Raw genomic sequence first — 20556 nt, 5'->3', positions numbered from 1 at the left:
TATTTATGTAAAAAATGTCAACCAAATAAAAAGCCACCTTTGTAGGTAGCTTTTTTATGTGCTTATTGACTTAGTTTGCAGCTTTACGCTTCATTTGATCAAAGAAATCATCATTGGTTTTGGTTTCTTTCATACGATCAAGTAAGAATTCCATTGCAGCTAATTCATCCATAGGGTGAAGAAGTTTACGCAGAATCCAAACTTTACGTAAATTTTCTTCACTCATGAGACGTTCTTCACGGCGAGTACCAGATTTCTTGATGTTCATTGCTGGGAAGACACGTTTTTCAGCAATACGACGATCAAGCGTGATCTCTTGGTTACCTGTACCTTTGAATTCTTCATAGATCACTTCATCCATTTTACTACCTGTTTCAATTAAGGCAGTAGAAATAATGGTGAGTGAACCACCTTCTTCGATATTACGTGCAGCACCAAAGAAACGCTTAGGGCGTTCTAGAGCATGCGCATCCACACCACCTGTTAAAACCTTACCAGATGAAGGAACAACAGTGTTGTAGGCACGTGCTAAACGCGTAATAGAGTCGAGTAGAATCACGACATCTTTCTTGTGCTCTACTAAACGTTTTGCTTTTTCAATGACCATTTCAGCAACTTGTACGTGACGAGCAGGTGATTCGTCAAAAGTAGACGCAACCACTTCACCACGAACAGTACGTTCCATTTCAGTCACTTCTTCAGGACGTTCGTCAATCAGAAGTACAATCAAGAAACATTCAGGATTGTTACGTACAATCGATTGGGCAATGTTCTGTAATAACATCGTTTTACCCGCTTTTGGCGGTGCAACGATAATAGAACGTTGTCCTTTACCAATTGGAGCAACGAGGTCAACGACACGTGCAGTTAAATCTTCAGAAGAACCATTTCCTAATTCCATAACCAATTGTTCAGTCGGGAACAGTGGAGTTAAGTTTTCAAATAAGATTTTATTGCGAGAGTTTTCAGGTGTGTCGTAGTTAATTTGATTAACTTTTAATAAAGCAAAGTAACGTTCGCCTTCTTTTGGTGGGCGAATCGTACCTGTAATGGTATCACCAGTACGTAAGTTAAAACGACGGATTTGTGATGGACTCACATAGATATCGTCAGGACCTGCAAGGTAAGAACCAGCAGCAGAGCGTAAAAAGCCGAAACCATCAGACAAAATTTCAAGAACACCATCACCAAAAATTTCTTCGCCATTCATTGCATGGCGTTTTAAGATGGCAAAAATGATGTCTTGCTTACGGTTACGAGCCATTCCTTCTAGGCCCATAAACTCAGCAATTTTAATGAGTTCGCCGATCGGTTTTTTCTTGAGTTCAGTTAAATTCATAGATGATCAGATTGAATAAGGATGTGTGGAACACAGATAAAAAAGAAGCAAAAGTCGTCCGCAGTGCAATAGGTGAGTTGAAACTGTGTGTGAACAATAGCAAACTCAGAATCTATATAGTTGTTTCGAGGAGAAATATGTAAAACAATTTCTGTTGCCGAGCGGCGATCTTATGTGTTGTCTTTTAAGAAACAGGAAGATAATCCTAATGTTCCTTGAGCATGGAATATAAGTGAGATCAATAGATTTGTCAAATTATAGTCAAAAAAATACGCTAGAAAATCTAACGTATTTTTCTTTTACATCAACGTGTACGGCTAAATTTTAAAAATTAAATATTTTCTTCAATAAAAGCCGCTAATTTTGATTTTGGTGCTGCACCAATTTGTTGAGCAACCACTTCACCATTTTTAAACATCAATAACGCTGGGATATTACGAATATTGTAATTTACAGCAGTCGCTTCACATGCAGTAACGTCAACTTTAACGATTTTAACTTTACCTTCGTATTCGTTCGACAAAACTTCAAGTACTGGTGCAATGGCTTTACATGGCGCACACCATCCTGCCCAGAAATCTACAATGACAGGGATGTCAGATTTAAGTACATCAGTTTCAAAGTTTTCGTCAGTCGTGTTTACGATATTGCCAGACATGGAATGTGCTCCAAAAAATATTTTAAAGATGAATCTTCTATAAATATAAGTATTACATAGTCATCTTTAACAATGTAGGGGGATGCGTAAATTTTCAGACTTTATTGTAAATTTGTCCAATTGGAGCTGTCGATATTTACAATCGGATCCTTAGCGGAAATAACTTAAATTGTCACATCATTGTCATATATGTTGAAAAAATAATGTCTCAGTAAATTGTCTAAATAAATGGCTTTTAAAAAGCGTGTATGTGAATTAATCTAAGCACACATCTGTATGAGTTTGTATAAATAATGTCTGATTTTTTGATTGATGAAGAATTACTTGCTGCCATCGATATGGGTTCGAACAGTTTCCACTTGGCGATTGCGCGTGTGGATCATGGTGAAGTTAAAAAAGTTGCTTCTATGTCAGAAAAGGTTCAGCTTGCTGCTGGATTGGATGAAAATAAAAATTTAACAGAAGCCGCACAACAACGTGGTTTGGCGTGTTTAGCTCGGTTTGTTGGTCGTTTAAGCTCGGTACAACCAACTCGCTTACGTATCGTTGCGACCAATGCTTTGCGTCAAGCGAAGAATGGTCATGAATTTATTCAAAAAGCGGCTGAAATACTGCCAAAACCGATTGAAATTATTGCAGGTCGTGAAGAAGCTCGTCTGATTTATTTAGGCGTTTCACATACTATGGCAAATAGTGGTCGTCGCCTAGTGATTGATATTGGCGGTGGTTCAACTGAGTTAATTATTGGCGAAGAATTTGAGCCTATTCATACAGAATCATTACAAATGGGCTGTGTTGCATTTACCAAAGCTTATTTTACCGATGGTGAAATCAACTCTAAAGCTTTTGATAAAGCAGTAGTTGCAGCACGCAAAGAGTTATCTTCAATCGCCAATACCTATAAAGCAGCGGGTTGGGATACTGTGGTGGGTTCAAGTGGTACGATCAAAGCCTGCCGACAAATTGCAGTCAATATGGGCTGGAGTGATGCTCAAGAAAACCTTACACGTGAAGGTTTAGATAAGCTAAAAGATAAAATGCTGAAATATAAACATATTTCAGATATGGAATTTGATGGTTTAAAAGAAGATCGTCGTGCTGTTTTACCCGCAGGTTTAGCGATTCTTTACGCCGTTTTTGAAGTTTTAAATATCGATAAATTAGTCTATTCGGATGGTGCGTTACGTGAAGGGGTCATGTACGACTTGTTGGGACGTTTCCAGCATGAAGACATTCGAGATCGTAGTGTTCAGGCCATGATGGGCCGTTATGGCGCAGATACTAAGCAAGCACAGCGTGTGGTCGAGACTGCACAACATTTATTTGATGGTGTTGCACAATCCTTGAAACTCAGCAGTGATGATAGTGATCTGTTACGCCGAGCGGCTTATTTGCATGAAATTGGTTTAGCGATTAGTCATAGTGGTTATCAAAAACATAGTGCTTATTTATTACAGCATTCAGACATTCCTGGTTTTTCGCAAATTGATCAAAACCATTTGTCACATTTGGTCGCTCATCATCGTCGAAAATTACGTGGCGATGCCAAAATAGATGTGCTTAAAGTCGGTGGACACAAGCTTATTTATCTCTGTTTATTGCTTCGTCTCGCAGTTTTACTGAATCATAGCCGTAGCGATGAGATGCTTCCTGCCATTGAATTGACAGTGGATAATGAGCAACAATGGCACCTCAGCGTTTCTGGTGATGCCAAACAATGGCCGTTGCTCGTTGCAGATTTGCATGATGAGCAAGTGCAATTTAAGCATTGGGACATTGAATTGAATATTCAGTCGGAACAGTTTATCGATTAACGAAAAGATTTTGTGATGATTGAATTGTATAGACGATTTGGTATCACAAAATTCTAAACCTCCGATCTAACCCATCGGTGAATTAGGGATAATACTCGACTCATGAAAAATAAAGCTGCTCAGTCTAAAGCTTGGAAAACGGTTCAAATTGCACGTCATCCTGAACGTCCGCAATTTTTGGATTATGTAGGCGAAATTTTTACAGAATTTGATGCTTTGCATGGCGATCGTTTGTATGGCGATGATGGTGCAATGGTCGGCGGATTAGCGCGTTTTAATGGTCAGCCCGTAATGATCGTAGGCCAGCACCGTGGTCGTAGTACACGTGAAAAATTACAACATAATTTTGGGATGAGTAATCCTGAAGGTTATCGTAAGTCTCAACGTTTATTAGATATGGCAGAACGTTTTAATTTACCTGTATTTACCTTTATTGACACAATGGGCGCATACCCAGGTGTGGGTGCGGAAGAACGTGGTCAAGCGGAAGCGATAGCAACCAGTTTGGCACAACTTTCTAGCTTAAAAGTCCCTGTTATTGCGACTGTTTTAGGTGAAGGTGGTTCAGGTGGTGCGCTTGGTATTGGTGTTGCAGACCGTGTAGTTATGCTTTCACACAGTATTTACTCGGTGATTTCGCCTGAAGGTTGTGCATCTATTCTATGGAAAACTGCTGAAAAAGCAGAACAGGCCAGCGAAGCATTGGCATTAACAGCAGACAAATTGCAAGAAATCGGCATTGTTGAATATGTTGTTGATGAAGGTGAAGGCGCACATTTACATCCATTTGAAGTTATGGAAAAACTGAAGGATGTGTTAAAACAAGCGCTTGATGAATTACAGCCAATGAGTGCAGAAGAACGATGCGAAGCACGTTACCAGCGTTTAATGAAGTTTGGCAGCGACAATTTAGGGCTCGCTTCTTAAAGCAATATTCGCAATTTTCTGAAAATACACACTTTTTAATCGGATGTAGCGGTGGCATGGACTCCATGCTCTTGCTACATTTGATGGCTCAACTTTTCCCTCAGCAAATACGTGCAATTTACGTCAATCATCGATTACAAAAAGTCAGTGATGAGTGGGCGGATTTTGTCGCGCAGCAATGCTTAATTCTTAATATTCCTTATATTATTCAGAATGTTCAAGTTGCAAATGGCAATCTTGAAAATCAAGCTCGTGAAGCCCGTTATCAAGCATATCGACAGCATTTACATGAAAATGAAGTGTTGGTTCTTGCTCATCATCAACAAGATCAAGCTGAAACGGTGATATTGCGACTACTTTCTGGGACAGGTGTTTCGGGTTTGTCTGCAATGCAAATTGTAGATTATCGGCTTATCGATCAACAAAAAATAACGGTATGGCGTCCTTTATTAGACCTTTCGCGTGAGCAGATTTGCCAATGGGTAGAACAACAGGATATTCACTATGTTGATGATCCAACCAATCTTGATACTCAATATGACCGCGCATGGTGTAGGCATGAACTTTGGCATATTTTGCAAAGCCGTTATCCCAAAATGCAGCAAGCTTTGGCTCGAACCAGTTATTTGATGCAGGATGCCGAGCAGATTCTGAATGAGGTTTTAGTCGAAGATTTAGCATTTTGTGGTAATGCTGAACGGCTTGATCTAAATAAATTTCAACAACTTTCATTGGCTCGGCAGCGGCAACTATTATCTGCTTGGATGAAAGGGGAACATACCTACCGCCCTGCATTTGATATGGTGAACCGAATTTTTGATGAGGTGATTGATTCAAAAGTGGATTCACAAGCTGCATTGCAGTGGAATCATTTTTATTATCTGCGTTATCAAAATTATTTGTATCGTATTGAAAAAGAAAAATATTTAGCTTCAAAATCAACAGAGTATCAGTTGGAGCAACAATTGAGTTTGAATCTCAAAGATAAATTGGATTTAGCATCAGGTGCATTTGTCATCGAAACGGCTAAAATGGGTCTGTCTTTTGCATTGCTGAATTGTAAGCTGACATTGAAAGCACGTTTGGGCGGTGAAAAAGTTCATCTCTATGGCAGAGTCGGTGCTTGGCCTTTGAAAAAAGCCATTCAAGAAGCACATATTTTTCCTTGGATGCGTCATACAATTCAAATATTAAGTGTAGATAATGTTATGCTTGGTGTTTTTACACCAAAAGGATTTTGGTTGGCGCAATCTCAATATTGTGAAATAGGTGGATGGCAACCAAATTTAATCTCAGCGTTTAAAAATAAGGTCGAGTGTGATTCATGAGTGCAGTTCTCAATTGTAATATTACTTTTATTGGTGGTGGGAATATGGCTCAAGCCCTGATAGGAGGCTTGATTAGTCGTGGTTTACCTGCAACTCGTATTACAGTTTCAGACCCTGTAGAAAGTGTGAGACAATTACTGCTCGAAAAAGATGTGCATGTCACAGATGATAATGCTGCGGCAATTAAACATGCGGATATTGTTGTTCTTGCTGTGAAGCCACAAGTTTTAGGTACGGTACTTAAACCACTTCAAGGTTTATTTGATGGTAAATTGATCATTTCGATCGTGGCTGGTGCTGAAATTAAAACCATTTCAGCATTAACAGGAAATGATCGTGTGGTTCGTGTGATGCCAAATACACCAGCTTTAGTTCAAACGGGTGCGCATGGTATATTCGCCTATGATGCCGTTGAAACTAAAGATCGTGAACTTGCGACACAAGTGCTTGCTGCTACGGGTTTAACGATTTGGGTGAGCTCAGAAGCTCAAGTCGATGCTGTTACAGCGGTTTCAGGTTCTGGCCCTGCATACTTTTTCTATATGATGGAAAGTATGATTCGTGCTGGAAAAAATATGGGACTCGATGAAAAAGTAGCAACAGCATTAACATTACAAACAGCTTTAGGTGCTGCCCAAATGGCAATCACCAGTTCGAATTCTCCTTCAGAATTACGTAAAAATGTAACTTCGCCAAATGGAACAACCCAAGCGGCACTTGAAGTATTTGATCGTGCTCAAATTTCACAAAATATTCAGACAGCTTTGGCTGCTGCGCAAAAGCGTAGTCAGGAATTGGCTCAAGAGTTAAGTGACAGTATTAAATAATTAATTGAATTTTTAGGAACGTTCCAATATGGGTGCAAATTCTGCGCAGATTTTTGGCATTATTATTAACGTAGCGATTTTGCTCGTATTCTTCCGTTTTTTAATGCAATTGGCGATGGTGAGTCCATATAACCCTGTGGTTATGTCGACAGTAAAAGCAACGAAAATTGTGGATGTGTTTAGCCGCATTTTCCCAACACTTGGCAAGGGTCGTGTCAACACGGCTGCTTTAGTGTTGATGGTGATTTTATATTTACTTAAAATTTTCGGCATGATGTATTTGCAAGGGGCAATGCCAAATAGCCCTGTACATTTGCTGATTCTGACTTTTGTCACGATGATTCAGGATTTAATTCGTTTTTGTCGTTATTTAATTTTTGCAACGATTATTTTAAGTTGGGTGGTGATGTTTACTCAATCTAGATCGCCTTATATTGAAGTGATTCAAGAGCTTGCAGAACCATTATTAGCACCGTTCCGTAAGATTATGCCGAATATGGGAATGATTGATTTATCTCCAATTTTGGCATTCCTTGCGTTGTATATTGCAGAAATTTTGATGAATGAAGTGGCTAAGGTTCTATTAACAGGTCTTTAATTTGTTGATTTAGAATTGGAAAAGGACTCAAATGAGTCCTTTTTTATTTGTTTGGAAATTTGTAAGAAAGAAGTAATGGTGTTTATCAATTACTGGCTTCCATTGGTAAAGAAGTTCTTTTAAAAGCACCTCCATCCCAACCTTCCTCCTGAGAGGAGGAAGGGGTTTGCACTTCACAAGCTTTTTTCTAAGAGGAGGAAGGGGAAAGCGCTGAATAGGTTATATTACTTTGCAGCATTCTTTTTAATATCGATTATCAGACTGTACTGATATATTGCAAAAACGTTAAATAACAAAAAAGTGAATAATATGAAATTTGAAACCCATAATCTTAATGCAGAGTTTTATTTGGCTTCGCTTGCACTAGGCATTTTGGAAGCAATAAAGCAAGGTATTGTACATCCAGATGTTGGGATTTGGTCATTAGGAAAATTACAATGTTCACAACAATTTGAAAATTCTTTATTTTTATCAGAGGATTTAAAATATGTGATTGGTTGTCTTGATGAGATTGATGTATGGACGAGTTTAGATCCAAAAAATGGTTTAGAAAAACAACAAATAATGATTGATAAGTTGAGGGTTAAATGTTTGAAAATTATAAAACATTTAGATTATAAAGAAATGAATTTAAGTATAGAACTGTCAATGGATGAGTATGATTTAGATTAATAATATCATGTGTTATTTGAAGAAAAATCAGAGATATGTTTGGTAAAGAGGTTCTTTTAAAAGCACCTCCATCCCAACCTTCCTCCTGAGAGGAGGAAGGGGTTTGCACTTCACAAGCTTTTTTCTAAGTGAAGGAAGGAGGTAAAAGCGCTTAATGCGCTTCATCCCAATTGTTACCTTTACCGACTTCAACCACTAAAGGTACAGATAAAGTCACGACTTTTTGCATCACATCTTGGATTTGTTCAGTCAATTGATCTGCAATTGCCTCATCAACTTCAAATACCAATTCATCGTGCACTTGAAGTAAAAGTTTAGCCTGATCTTGCGGTAAGATTTTATCGACTTCAATCATCGCCATTTTAATGATTTCAGCCGCAGAACCTTGCAGTGGTGCGTTAATCGCTGCACGTTCTGCACCTTTACGTACCATCATATTTCGAGCATCGATATCTGGCGTATATAAACGACGACCTGTAATGGTTTCTACAAAACCTTGTTCCAAAGCCACCTGACGAGTACGTTGCATGTATTCATAAATACCCGGATAGCGATGGAAATATTGTTTGATATAGTTTTGTGATTCTTCACGGGTAAAGCCAAGTTGACGAATCAAACCGAATTCAGACATACCGTAAAGTAAACCGAAGTTTACTGCCTTAGCCTGACGACGTTGATCATTGGTCACATCTTCAAGAGCAACACCCAAAACCTCTGATGCTGTACGACGGTGTACATCCTGACCATGTTTAAAGGCATCAACCAAAGCATCATCTTGTGAAAAATGTGCCATTAAACGCAATTCAATTTGCGAGTAATCGGCAGCAAGCAGCACACGACCTTTTGGTGCAATAAAAGCCTTACGAATTTGACGACCAATTTCCTCACGAACAGGAATATTTTGTAAGTTTGGATCGGTAGACGATAAGCGACCAGTTGCTGTTAAAGCTTGATGATAACTGGTATGTACACGATGTGAGTCTGTGTTGGCTTGTTTAACCAAAGCTTCGGTATAAGTGCTTTTGAGTTTGGTTAAACCACGATATTCAATAATCAATTCAGTAATTGGATGGTCGATTTTTTCTAAAACAGCTTCAGAAGTGCTGTACTGACCAGTTGCAGTTTTTTTACCACCTTTTAAGCCTAATTTTTCAAATAATACTTCGCCGACTTGTTTAGGTGAACCGACATTGAAGGATTCACCCGCAATCTCAATGATTTGATTTTCTAAGTTTTGAATCGTCTCGGCAAAATCTACACTCAGTTGATCAAGGAAGCTTAGATCGAGTTCAATCCCATTCTCTTCCATGGTGGTCAAAACACGGGCAACTGGCATTTCGATGTTATGCAAAATACCGCTTAATTCAGGAATTTCTTTTAGCTTACGGTCTAAAACCTCATAAAGACGATAAGTCACATGCGCATCTTCAGCGGCATAATGTGCTGCTGTTTCAAGTTCAATTTGATTAAAGGTTTTTTGTTTTGCACCTTTACCTGCAACTTGTTCGTAGGTTGTGGTTAGGTGACTTAAATAAACTCGAGCAACATCATCCATACCGTGTCGTGTTGCAACTGAATTCAACACATACGACGCCAACATGGTATCGAAATACCAACCTTGTAAATGAATGCCATGATTTTCAAAGATATGTGCATCATATTTTAAATGATGACCAATCTTTTCAACTTTTGGATCTTCTAAAATCGGTTTAATTTGTTTGAGAATGATTTCACGATTTAGCTGTTCAGGAGCGCCTTCATAATCATGCGCCAAAGGAATGTAATAAGCATCTTTGGCATCGAAAGCAACAGAAAAACCCACCATCTCGGCGATACGATAATCTAAACTTGTGGTTTCAGTATCAATGGCAAAACGTTTTTCAGTGCTTAAACGCTGAAATAATCTGTCCCAATCGGCTTGGCTTAAAACGGTATGGTAATTGGCTTCACCGAGGCGATCATCAACACTGCTACTGGTTGCATGGTCAGTGATAATTTCTGCATCAGCGGCTTGCACTGATTTTTCAATCTGCTTAGAGGCTTGTTGATAAGTGCCATTATTAGGATTATTAGGGTGATCCAAAGACTGCAATTGGTTACGGAATTCAAGCTCAGTATACAAATTGCGCAATGCTTCTACATCAGGATCGCACAGTTTTAAATCGTCATAAGTGAGATTCAAATCCAAATCGATGATAATACTTGCCAGTTGATGATCAAGGGCAATCCCTTCGACATTGTCTTTAATGCTTTGACCCACTTTGCCTTTAATGCTATCAACATTTTCTAAAATGCCACCAATGGAATCATACTCATTCAAGAGCTTAGCGGCAGTTTTTGCACCTACACCCGGAACACCACGAATACCATCTGAAGCATCGCCCATTAAAGTTAAGTAATCGATAATTTGGTCAGGACGTACCCCAAACTTTTCAATAACACCTTCAATATTCATTGGTTTGTCTTTAAAGCTATCTTCAAGGGTAACTTTTTCAGTCACCAACTGCGCCATGTCTTTATCACCTGTTGAAATCAGGACTTGATAGCCTTCTTTTTCAGCTCTTTTGGCCAATGTACCGATGATGTCGTCAGCCTCCGCACCGGGTAACATATGTAAGGGAATTCCCAATGCACGAATTAAGGCATGTAAATACGGAATTTGTTGGGCAAGTTCATCAGGCATGCTTGGACGATCACCTTTATAAATCGGTGAAAGTTCATGGCGAAAAGTAGGTTCAGGTGTATCGAAAATAACCGCCATATGCGTAGGCTGAGTACGACGCATCAATTTTTGAATTGCGGAAATTGCACCACGGATTGCATTGGTCTGTAATCCAGTTGATGTTGTTAACGGTGGGAGTGCATGAAAGGCACGAAATAAAAAGTATGACCCATCGACCAAGACAAATGGTGGCATGGCAATTTCTCTAATTGATTAAACTGGGTATAGTGTACATTGAAAATACTCACTCAGGGTGCTGTGAGTGAGGTCTGTTGACAATTCATCTATCTCTAAGACAAAGTATAGAAAGTATTCTATAAAACCGATAACTCATTTGATATTTCGTGATTTAAACCGATAAGCTGATCAAGGAAATCTATGCATTCACAACAAAAAAATAATGGCAATCAGGGTTTTAATCACAGCACTGCCCCTGTAAATCGTTATAGCTGGCCAGCAAAATTAAATCTGTTTGCACTTGCAGGGTTTGTTTTGGCTTTTTTTGTCATGGATGAGCAAGGCTGGGTTTGTGGCATAGGGGCATTTTTCTGTTTTCTTCTTATTTTTGTGTTTAGAGCATTAGCTGAACAGCAGAATATGATCCGTTTTCAGCAAAGGCAGATTCAGGATTTACTGGAAGCACAGAAGCTTAATCAAATAACTGAGACACCATCTCAAACTGTTGCAGCAAGAACTGAGCATATTGATAAAGTCCAACTAAATGATGTGCTTAGAGCAGAATTATCAGCACAGATAAATTCAGAACAAACAAATTCAACACAGACAGACTCAATACAGACAACAACACTGACGCCATTCGATGATTATTCAAAGGTCACGGATCATGTTCACAATACTGAGGTAGTAACAACGGATTTAGATGGGTCGCAAGCGCATTCATTCAAAGACCATACCGATTTTGCATCTTCTACGTTAGACACATCAGCATCATCCAATCTTGATTTAGAAATCAACAACAATCCAAATTCGCAACAAAAACAGCAATCTTCATTCAAAGACCGCCAGTTAAAAGACAGTGATCTGCTCAAAGACTTAAAAGGTATGACCTCTTTATGGAGTGCTTTTGTTGATTGGTTTAAGGGCGGTAACAGTATTGTTCGGGTTGCGATTATTATCCTGTTGATCGGGATAATTTTATTACTGCGCTTTGCCAGTGAATATTGGCAACCGACTTTAAGCAGTAAAATGATAGGGATCGCCGTTGCAGGTACAGTCATGACAGTGATTGGCTATCGACTAAGACGTAAGCGTTATGGTTATGCGATTAGTGTGCAAGGGGCAGGGCTGGGCATTCTATTTTTAGTGCTGTTCAGTGCATTTAAATTGTCTGTGATCACTTCAATCGGGGTGAGCTATGGTTTGCTGATCATTTTATTAGCAATAACCTTGCTTTTAGCATTACGACAAAATGCTTTAATTCTGGCATTTATTGCATTGGGAAGTGGTTTTGTTGCACCTTTTATTTTAAATACAGGAAGCAATAATATTCCTGCATTATTCAGCTATTATTTGGCTTTAAATACAGCACTTGCAGTGATTGCATTCTTTAAACCGTGGCGAATTTTAAATACAGTTTCGTTGTTGGCAACATTTGGAGTCGGTGGTTTAAGTATTTGGATGAAAGCACAGCCTGAACAATATGCTGTGTTAACACTTTTAGTTTGGTTACATTTCGCTTTATATCTATTTATTTCTATACGCTACAGCTTAAACATTTCAAAATATAAAATTGCCTTTAAAAATATACCTGTAATTGATACAGGTTTAATTTTTGCTACGCCGTTTATGGCTTTCACCTTATACGCAGGACTGGTCTATCACAGTGCCAGTCGTTTGAGTTTCGCGAGTGCTGTACTGGCATTGGTTTATTTTGCTATTGGTTACGCTTTACATAAAAAATATCAATCACTGACTTTGTTGATTCAAAGCTTCTATGGTCTAGGACTGACTTTCCTAGCCTTGGTTTTACCTTTTGCATTTAATGCGCAATGGACAAGTACAGGATGGGCAGTTCAAGCACTGGCTTTGATTTGGATTGGTTGCCGTCATCAGCTTAAAAATAGTACGTTGTTTGGCCTCGTTTTATTGGGGTTAAGCACAGGCTCTTGGTTTAAAAGCATTTTTATCGATGAGAATATCAGCTTGGTTGCAGTCACATTCCTGAGTATTGCATTGATGCTGAGTCTGTATATCTTCTACACCCCTCAGTTGGATGAATCACCTTCTAGATCAGAACATGAGCAATCCGATATCATGTCGCAGACTGAAGTCAGTTCACAGATGAAGTACAGCTCAATGTTCAAAGCATTGATTGAGATTACTCAAGTCGTTTGCTTTGTTACATTACAGTTGGTCATTCTCAGTTATAGCTGCACCTTATACAGAATGGAACAACTCGATCACAATGCAATATTGATGTCGATTTTGACCGTAGTCGCTATAGCGATTGCATGGCGAATACATCAAGTACAGCAACAGGTTTCAGCAGCAGTTCAGTTATTTACAGGGTGTGGATTATTTTATTTTGCCTTGATTCCAGTTATGTTGTGGCAGGCGGATATCGTTTCATTGTGGTGGACTGTTCAAGCCGTATCTATGCTGATATTCACCAGTCGTTATGCAATTGTAGGTTTGAGAAATTTTGCATCAATTCTGCTATTTTCAAGTGCATTCGCTGTAGTCGTGGCAATTTTAAATGATGATCCACTACGTTATTTTGCAGCGACTGTATTGATCTGTAGTTTGGCGGTTTCAGCATATTGGTTGAGGTATAAAACGCAACCTACGACAATGTCAACAGATCGTATCTTTGCTTGTATCAGTTTACTGATTTCATTCATGTTTACGCCGTATTTGGCGTATCAGCTGTTTGATACGTTGTCATGGGATCTACGCAGTATTACCTTACCCATGTTATTGTGGTGGGGGATATTGACGGTTATTTATCGCTTTAAGCAACGTGTACTGGACCATGTTTGGTTGTTTTTTACGGTTGGGTTGTTATTCATCAGTGCAGTAGAAATCGCTTTGGTGAGCTTGTTTGTGGCAGATGACTTGCAGTTATGGGCAATGTCCGATAAGTATCACTTGTCGATGCTGATGACGATTGTGATGTGGTGTGTTGCTTTTATCTTTGTTTTAAAAGTATTTACTGCACAACTCAATCGAGTACTTGCGCAATTTTTAATGTTGATCGCTGTTTTACTTCTAGCAATCTTTGGCGGTCTGATTGCCTCAAATGCGTTGTCTTTCACACCACTGCTTTTATTATTCCCAATCGTCGTGTTACTCGCATCATTAAAAATTAAAGCATTACAATTTTTACAATTTTTACAAGATTACTGGATTGCTAACTTTGCCATTGCTGGACTCGCTTTAGTGAGTTTATGGGGTGTGAGTCTGTTCCATGATGGTCATTGGAATCTAAGTTATGTGACTCTGTTGAATCCAATCGATATTTTGAGTATCGGTTTATTTATTATTCTCATTGTTGCAATAAAACCGATATTGCAAGGGCAACAGCGTAGTTTGCAAATAGTCAGTATGGCTGTGGTGATACTTACAGGTTTGACGTTGATCAGTAGTATCTTGTTGCGCAGTTTACATCATTATTTACAGCTGCCTTATTGGTCAATTGAAGCGTGGCAAAATGGAACGGTTCAAGCCAGTTTAACGATTTTATGGGTGGTTTTAGCCCTTGTTCTGACCACATTTGCAAGTAAAAAAGCCTTACGTTATGTATGGATGATGGGTATTGCAGTATTGGCATTGGTGATTGCTAAATTAATTTTCTTAGATTTGTCGCATACACATACCATTACTCGAATTGTCTCGTTTATTGGCAGTGGTTTGGTGATGTTGGTGATTGGTTATTTTGCGCCTTTACCACCTGCACCGAAAGATTTAAGTACTGAAAATAAAGACTAAAGTGGATTTTGAAATGGTGTTTTGTGAGGTTTCTAATTCTAAATAATTGTTATCGTTATTTATAACGGATATTACTTATTTGAAATGATGTGCACGGTTTTGATGTTTAAATTAATAGATTGCCCAGCAAAGTTTTACATTTCAAAGTTTATATTTAGAGGTAAGCCCACTGCGTCTTGCGCTACGGTTAAAGTAGTACTTTAACCGAGCTCAGGCTCGACCTGAGAGGTACTACCTCGCAAGGCTTTCGGGAAAATGAAAAGCGAAGCTTTGCAAGAAAACCACCTTGCGGAGCTTTGCTCCTCACCGCTGAACTCGTTTAATACCTTCTATTAATCAAATTCATCGCAAAAACATTCTTGTTCAAATGTAGTCCTGCCTCAAACAATAGCGGATGACATTTCCGTGTATCAATTAATCGTTGTGAAACGAATTGAAAAAATGCTTCTTTGATTATCACTGCGTAACATTAGTTAATAATAGAATCTAAAGATAATTTTCTCTTTTGATTTTACAACTGCTTATCTTGCTTCTTCTCAAGTTTTAAATCTTGAGCATTGGCATAGTCATCAATATCGCCATTTGTGGATGTTGCTGTCGTTGGTATCGGGCGATCTACAAAGCCAATTTTAGGCACAGCGATTTCAATTTTACTTTCAACAAAGCGATTTCGAATAAACTCATGGATTTCATCTTTGACTTGTAAATAATTATCTTGTTTGCACCATAGGGCAAACAAGATTTCAATTGAAGACTCACCAAAGGACGAAACCGTGACATGCGGTTTTGGATCGGCCAATACCAATGGATAAGCATTTGCAATGTCGATCAAAACTTCACGGACTTTGTTAATGTCTTCGTCAAAGTTAATTGGAACAATAATAGGAAGTCGTCGTATAGGAAATTTAGATAGATTATGTACAGGTGCTCGAATTAACTGTTCATTTGGAAGTCGTACATACACATTATCCAAGGTCAAAAGCTTGACTGAAAGAAGGTCAATTGAAATCACTTCACCTTCAATGGTATGACCACGAATCAGGGTGAGTTGAATGGTATCACCGACTTCAAAAGAGCCTTCACCAATCAAAAATAATCCACTAATCAAGTTTGATGCAGATGTTTGTGAGGCAAAACCTAAGGCAACCGTTAATATCCCTGCTGCACCTAAGAACACGCTGAGTTTAAAGCCTGCTTCTTTTAGGCTCGCAATTACAAACAGTAAGAAAATAAAATAGAAAATACCTCGACGCCAAACCAAACGTTGATGTGCATTAAAACGTGCACCAATGGTGCGAATAAAGGTATTGGAAACGACTCTTGCGAGAACGAAACCGACAAAGCATAAAACCAGAGCAACTGCAATTTCACTTAAACGGTCAACATTTACATTGGTAAATACGCCTTTCAAGCTGTCTATAATGTCTTTGGGAATATTGGATTCAGCCATATTTTTACCTCAGCCCTTAGAAGAATGAATCAAACATATTGAACAATGCACCACCTGGCGAACGTGGCGGATGTACATAAGTCACTTCACCTGCGAGTGGTGGAGTGCGATTTTCGATTCTGACACGGGCAGGGCGGTCACTTCCCTCATACAATACTTTGATTTGTGATGTCCAAAGTCGTCTCGTACTTTCACTATAAAATAGAGGGAGCGCAGGAACTGGAACATTCATGCGGTCAAAACGCAATTGATGATTACTTACATTGTGGAAATCAATCGGCGTTACTGCACGGAAAGCACGTGGGCGTAATAGTTTCAATTCTGTACGACCATCCACAGAGGTGGCGTAGCACATTTCACCAGTCCGTTGGTCAGGGCCAAACCACGTATCTTTAGGTAAGATCACAGGTATGTCAAACAACGGTTCTTTTTGTGCTTGCACAAAACCAGAAACCCAAAGCGGCGTGCTGATATACAAGGTACCACGTTGCCCAGCAGGAATATAAATTGGATCAACAGGGCGGATCACCACAGAACGATCTGCTAAACGTGGCATTAACTGAAATGTACTATGGGTTTCCCTAAACATATAGCGTTCAACGTGTACAGGTTCAGGGAAACCAAAATTTACATCATGAATTTGATGCCATTGTTGTTCATAGTCATATTGAAAATGTGGTCGGTAGTATTCCAAACGCCATTCTTGCAAACCACGGGTGATTCGCAACACCATTGAGCCAAATTGCCATGCTTTGGATTGCAAAAGTTCAAAGTGTTGTTCTCCCCACCATTTTAAATCAGGGAGATCTGGCTCTAGATGTTCATTCTTTTTAGACAAAAGTGTTCATCCTTCTCATTAAATCTTTAAAAACAGACTTCACGCTGTCATACGCATAGAGTACACTCAAAGCAATTTTAATCATTAATATAAGTTGTAATGCAAGTCCTTAAACAATTACAAATACCATATAGTTTTGCAAAACGGCATGGAGTGCTGTTGCGTTATGAGGGTGATCAAGTTTTTATTGTTCGCCGTCAGGATACCGCACAAATTGCGATTCAGGAAGCACGTCGCTATCTTGGTCGTACAGCACAACATCAATTATGTAGCGAAATTGAATTTAATCATATGCTCAGTTCAAGCTATGCAGGTGAAACTGGGGAATCTCAGCAAGTGGCTGCTGGTTTGGAGGATCATCCTGATTTACTGAGTCTTGCAGATCAAGTCCCTGAAACTGAAGATTTGATGGATCAAGAAGATGATGCACCGATTGTCCGTTTGATCAATGCTTTATTGTCTGAAGCCATTCGAGTTGGGGCTTCCGATATTCATATTGAAGCCTTTGAAAAGAAATTATCTGTACGTTTGCGTGTGGATGGTCAATTGCGTGAAATTGTGCAACCACGCCGTGAGCTTGCGCCGTTATTGGTGTCTCGTATTAAAGTCATGGCGAAACTGGATATTGCAGAGAAACGTATTCCGCAAGATGGTCGTATTTCTTTGCGTCTTGCAGGACGTGAGGTCGATGTGCGTGTTTCGACTTTACCGTCATCGCATGGTGAACGTGTGGTGATGCGTTTGCTCGATAAGCAAGCAGGACGTTTGAATATGACCCATTTGGGTTTAATGAATAATGACTATGAGCGATTGACGCAATTGGTTCATCGTCCGCATGGCATTATTTTGGTGACTGGCCCTACAGGTTCAGGTAAGACCACAACACTTTATGCAGCTTTGTCTGATTTAAATGATGGTTCGAAAAACATTCTCACTGCTGAAGATCCGATTGAATACCAACTTGAAGGGATTGGACAAACGCAGGTCAATACCAAAGTGGACATGACTTTCGCACGTGCTTTAAAAGCCATGTTACGTCAAGATCCTGATGTGGTGATGGTCGGTGAGATTCGTGATTTGGAAACTGCTGAAATTGCAGTTCAAGCGTCTTTAACAGGTCATTTGGTTTTATCTACGCTACACACCAATACTGCGATTGGTGCAGTAACCCGTCTAAAAGATATGGGCATTGAGCCGTTCTTATTATCGAGTTCTTTGATTGGTGTGATTGCACAGCGTTTAGTGCGTACTTTATGTGCGCATTGTCATACATGGCGTGATGCAGATCAGTTTGAGAAAGATGTATTTAAACCTGTTAGTACTGATTTAAACTTACAGTTACCTGTACCGAATGGTTGCGACTATTGTTCGCATACGGGTTTTACTGGTCGTACTGCGATTTATGAAATTGTCCCAATTGATGAGCAGATGCGCCGTTTGATTCATGGTAATGCAGCGGAGTATGAGCTTGAGGATTATGCACGTAAAGCATCAGGCTCAATTCGTGATGATGGTTTGCGTAAGGTATTGGCAGGTAAAACCACGATGGAAGAGGTTTTACGTGTAACCAATGAAGCGGCGGAGTAAAAAGAAGTATATTTTAATCGAATAGAAGCAGTCTTTGAGATTGCTTCTATTCTGATAAAATAGTCTTTAGTTAGCTTTTTCAAAAGTCACTTTTGCATCGTAACTTTTGTCATGTAAAGTAAGTTGATCTGAAGTAGTATTCAATTGAAATTCAATGGTGTTTAGATCTTTATATTTTAATGATCCATTTGACGAAACTTCCGCAATCGCCTCACTTGAGGTTGATGGGAGAGTTGAGTCTTTATTAAGCCAGAACTCATCTTTAATTTGATAGTCATTGCCCGATTTTTCTATAAAAAGCTTACGAGTGCTATTCTCTGTCTTTGGTACTTGAATCCATTCCCCTGAAAAGTCTTTGTCTACTTGTTTGTTGCAAGCAGTTAAAAATAAGCTAAAAATACATATGATTGTAAGTAGAAATTTCATTTATTGTCCTTAAAAGTGTGTTTAGTTTTTAATTTTGATTGTCTAGTTCACATTGTTTTAGCGCTATTTCATATCGCAGTTGTGCTAGCTGTTTCGGCAATAAACACATTGTTTGATGAAAGTCTAAAATTTCATGTAAGTACATTGATTGTAATATTTTTTTTAATACTTTTCTAGTTGCACTTGAATGCTGATAAGTTGAAAGCTAAGTTTTAAGAGTCGAAATCTCAGGGGGCAGTCTTTTGTTTAGTTAATGGGGGAGGACATTATTCACTATACCTATCAAATCTATAAAGCATTGATTAAATAGTAGGCGTTGTACATGAAGGATCAGAAAAAAGCCTAGTTTGACAAAGCTGAGCTTTTTTATGGGTAGTAAGTTATTGAAATAAATTAATATAAGCGATTTAGTATAAGCTGTATTATGTTGATTGTAGACAATTTAAAAAATCAAATGGCAGATCATCAATGAATAGGACACCCCCTAAAAAAGTAATTCAAACTCTTAGACAGGAAGTAGGATTTGGCTGTCCTGTTCCTAATTGTGGAAACCCTTATCTTGAATGGCATCATTTTGATCCACCTTGGAGTATTGAAAATCATCACAGACCAGAAGGTATGATTGCTCTTTGTACACAGCATCATAAAAATGCTGATAACTATGCTTATACCAATGATCAATTAATAGAGTTTAAAAAAAATAAGGTTAATTCAGAAAAAGTAAAAGGCAATTTTGAATGGCGGAGAAATAAATTATTAACCGTAGTAGGGGGGAATTTCTACTATGAAACACCTCGTGCGCTCGTAATTGATCATTATGATGTAGTTTCTTTAACAAGGGATGAAAGTGGTTATTTACTAGTAAATGTTGAAATGCTAAGTGTGTCTAAGGAAGAGCGTTTAGTAATGAGGGAGAACTGTTGGGAAAATATAGGAAATCCTATTGATTTTAAGTGCCCCCCTAGTGGTAAAGAAATTGAGATTAAATATGAAAATGGAGATATTCTATCAATTAAATTTTATGTCATTAATAATAAAGAATTATTTAAAAATAATTTTGATAGAGAAGCTCCTGATTTCTTAGAATTTCCTCTAACTATTTCTGAAATTAACTTTGAAGTATCTGGTATAGATATAAAAGTTTCACCAAAAGGTACAAACATTCAAACAAATCAATTTATAGGAAATTTTTCATATAATTGTGGTGTAGGTATGATGTTAAATTTAGGAATAAAATGGCGCCAAAATTGGAATTTAATACCAGTTCCTAGTCATAGAACAGCCCCATGCCCATGTAATAGTGGTTATAGATACAAATACTGTCATGGAAAAATAGAATTAGGGAACTAATTTTATTTGTAAATCTTCATTTAATATAATGGGTGTTATGAAACATCCATTCATAAAAAAGCCAATTAGAAA

Annotated in this window: 15 protein-coding genes; 9 read left to right on the top strand and 6 right to left on the bottom strand. The window is 38.5% G+C overall.

The genetic code is table 11. From position 1 onward, the window contains the following. Positions 1 to 70: 70 nt before the first annotated feature. Positions 71 to 1339 carry a transcription termination factor Rho gene (rho, locus tag ACY45D_RS14480; protein ID WP_120384869.1) on the bottom strand — a complete coding sequence of 423 codons (1269 nt, stop codon included), beginning with the start codon at positions 1337 to 1339 and terminating at the stop codon, positions 71 to 73. 331 nt (positions 1340 to 1670) lie between these two features. Continuing rightward, positions 1671 to 1997 carry a thioredoxin gene (trxA, locus tag ACY45D_RS14475; RefSeq protein WP_463107358.1) on the bottom strand — a complete coding sequence of 109 codons (327 nt, stop codon included), beginning with the start codon at positions 1995 to 1997 and terminating at the stop codon, positions 1671 to 1673. Between the two features lie 293 nt (positions 1998 to 2290). On the opposite strand from trxA, the gene ppx reads away from it, so the two are divergent. The 6 genes from ppx to ACY45D_RS14445 all read left to right on the top strand — a co-directional run bounded on the left by ppx (position 2291) and on the right by ACY45D_RS14445 (position 8163). After that, positions 2291 to 3811: an exopolyphosphatase gene (gene ppx, locus ACY45D_RS14470; RefSeq protein WP_463107357.1), complete on the top strand. Its 1521-nt coding sequence runs from the start codon at positions 2291 to 2293 to the stop codon at positions 3809 to 3811. 102 nt (positions 3812 to 3913) lie between these two features. Then, complete coding sequence (locus ACY45D_RS14465; protein ID WP_120384872.1) at positions 3914 to 4738, top strand: acetyl-CoA carboxylase carboxyltransferase subunit alpha; 825 nt, start codon at positions 3914 to 3916, stop codon at positions 4736 to 4738. Next, positions 4675 to 6066 carry a tRNA lysidine(34) synthetase TilS gene (gene tilS / locus ACY45D_RS14460; RefSeq protein WP_463107356.1) on the top strand — a complete coding sequence of 464 codons (1392 nt, stop codon included), beginning with the start codon at positions 4675 to 4677 and terminating at the stop codon, positions 6064 to 6066. Before ACY45D_RS14465 ends, tilS begins: the two co-directional genes overlap by 64 nt. Continuing rightward, a complete protein-coding gene (gene proC, locus ACY45D_RS14455) occupies positions 6063 to 6893 on the top strand; it encodes a pyrroline-5-carboxylate reductase (protein ID WP_463107355.1) in 831 nt (276 codons plus the stop codon). The genes tilS and proC overlap by 4 nt, the downstream gene beginning before the upstream one ends. 28 nt (positions 6894 to 6921) lie before the next feature. Then, positions 6922 to 7491, top strand: a complete 570-nt coding sequence (locus tag ACY45D_RS14450; protein ID WP_463107354.1) for a YggT family protein — start codon at positions 6922 to 6924, stop codon at positions 7489 to 7491. A gap of 309 nt (positions 7492 to 7800) precedes the next feature. Next, a complete protein-coding gene (locus ACY45D_RS14445) occupies positions 7801 to 8163 on the top strand; it encodes a hypothetical protein (RefSeq protein WP_463107353.1) in 363 nt (120 codons plus the stop codon). 151 nt (positions 8164 to 8314) lie between these two features. Here the strand turns inward: ACY45D_RS14445 and polA are convergent, their stop codons facing one another. Then, on the bottom strand, positions 8315 to 11080 hold the full coding sequence (polA, locus tag ACY45D_RS14440; protein WP_463107352.1) for a DNA polymerase I: 2766 nt from the start codon (positions 11078 to 11080) through the stop codon (positions 8315 to 8317). A 183-nt stretch (positions 11081 to 11263) separates the two neighbouring features. Between polA and ACY45D_RS14435 the strand changes: the two genes are divergently transcribed. After that, a complete protein-coding gene (locus ACY45D_RS14435; RefSeq protein WP_463107351.1) occupies positions 11264 to 14833 on the top strand; it encodes a DUF2339 domain-containing protein in 3570 nt (1189 codons plus the stop codon). Positions 14834 to 15344: 511 nt separating this feature from the next. Here the strand turns inward: ACY45D_RS14435 and ACY45D_RS14430 are convergent. Together ACY45D_RS14430 and ACY45D_RS14425 are read right to left on the bottom strand one after the other, a co-directional pair. After that, positions 15345 to 16283 (bottom strand): mechanosensitive ion channel family protein, encoded by a 939-nt coding sequence (locus ACY45D_RS14430; RefSeq protein WP_463107350.1) that lies wholly within the window; start codon positions 16281 to 16283, stop codon positions 15345 to 15347. A 16-nt stretch (positions 16284 to 16299) separates the two neighbouring features. After that, positions 16300 to 17121, bottom strand: a complete 822-nt coding sequence (locus ACY45D_RS14425; protein ID WP_463107349.1) for a hypothetical protein — start codon at positions 17119 to 17121, stop codon at positions 16300 to 16302. Positions 17122 to 17220: 99 nt separating this feature from the next. Here ACY45D_RS14425 and gspE point away from each other — a divergent pair, with 99 nt between their 5' ends. After that, a complete protein-coding gene (gspE, locus tag ACY45D_RS14420; RefSeq protein WP_463107348.1) occupies positions 17221 to 18708 on the top strand; it encodes a type II secretion system ATPase GspE in 1488 nt (495 codons plus the stop codon). A 66-nt stretch (positions 18709 to 18774) separates the two neighbouring features. Here gspE and ACY45D_RS14415 read toward each other — a convergent pair whose 3' ends face one another. Further along, positions 18775 to 19134, bottom strand: coding sequence for a hypothetical protein (locus tag ACY45D_RS14415; protein WP_463107347.1), 360 nt, complete (start codon positions 19132 to 19134; stop codon positions 18775 to 18777). A gap of 468 nt (positions 19135 to 19602) precedes the next feature. Between ACY45D_RS14415 and ACY45D_RS14410 the strand changes: the two genes are divergently transcribed. Beyond that, on the top strand, positions 19603 to 20484 hold the full coding sequence (locus ACY45D_RS14410; RefSeq protein ID WP_463107346.1) for an SEC-C metal-binding domain-containing protein: 882 nt from the start codon (positions 19603 to 19605) through the stop codon (positions 20482 to 20484). Positions 20485 to 20556: the final 72 nt, after the last annotated feature.

It is taken from the genome of Acinetobacter sp. BZX-2 (genome assembly GCF_055179795.1).
Note: the sequence above shows the minus strand (reverse complement) of the source record. Positions and strands in the feature narration are given on the sequence as shown.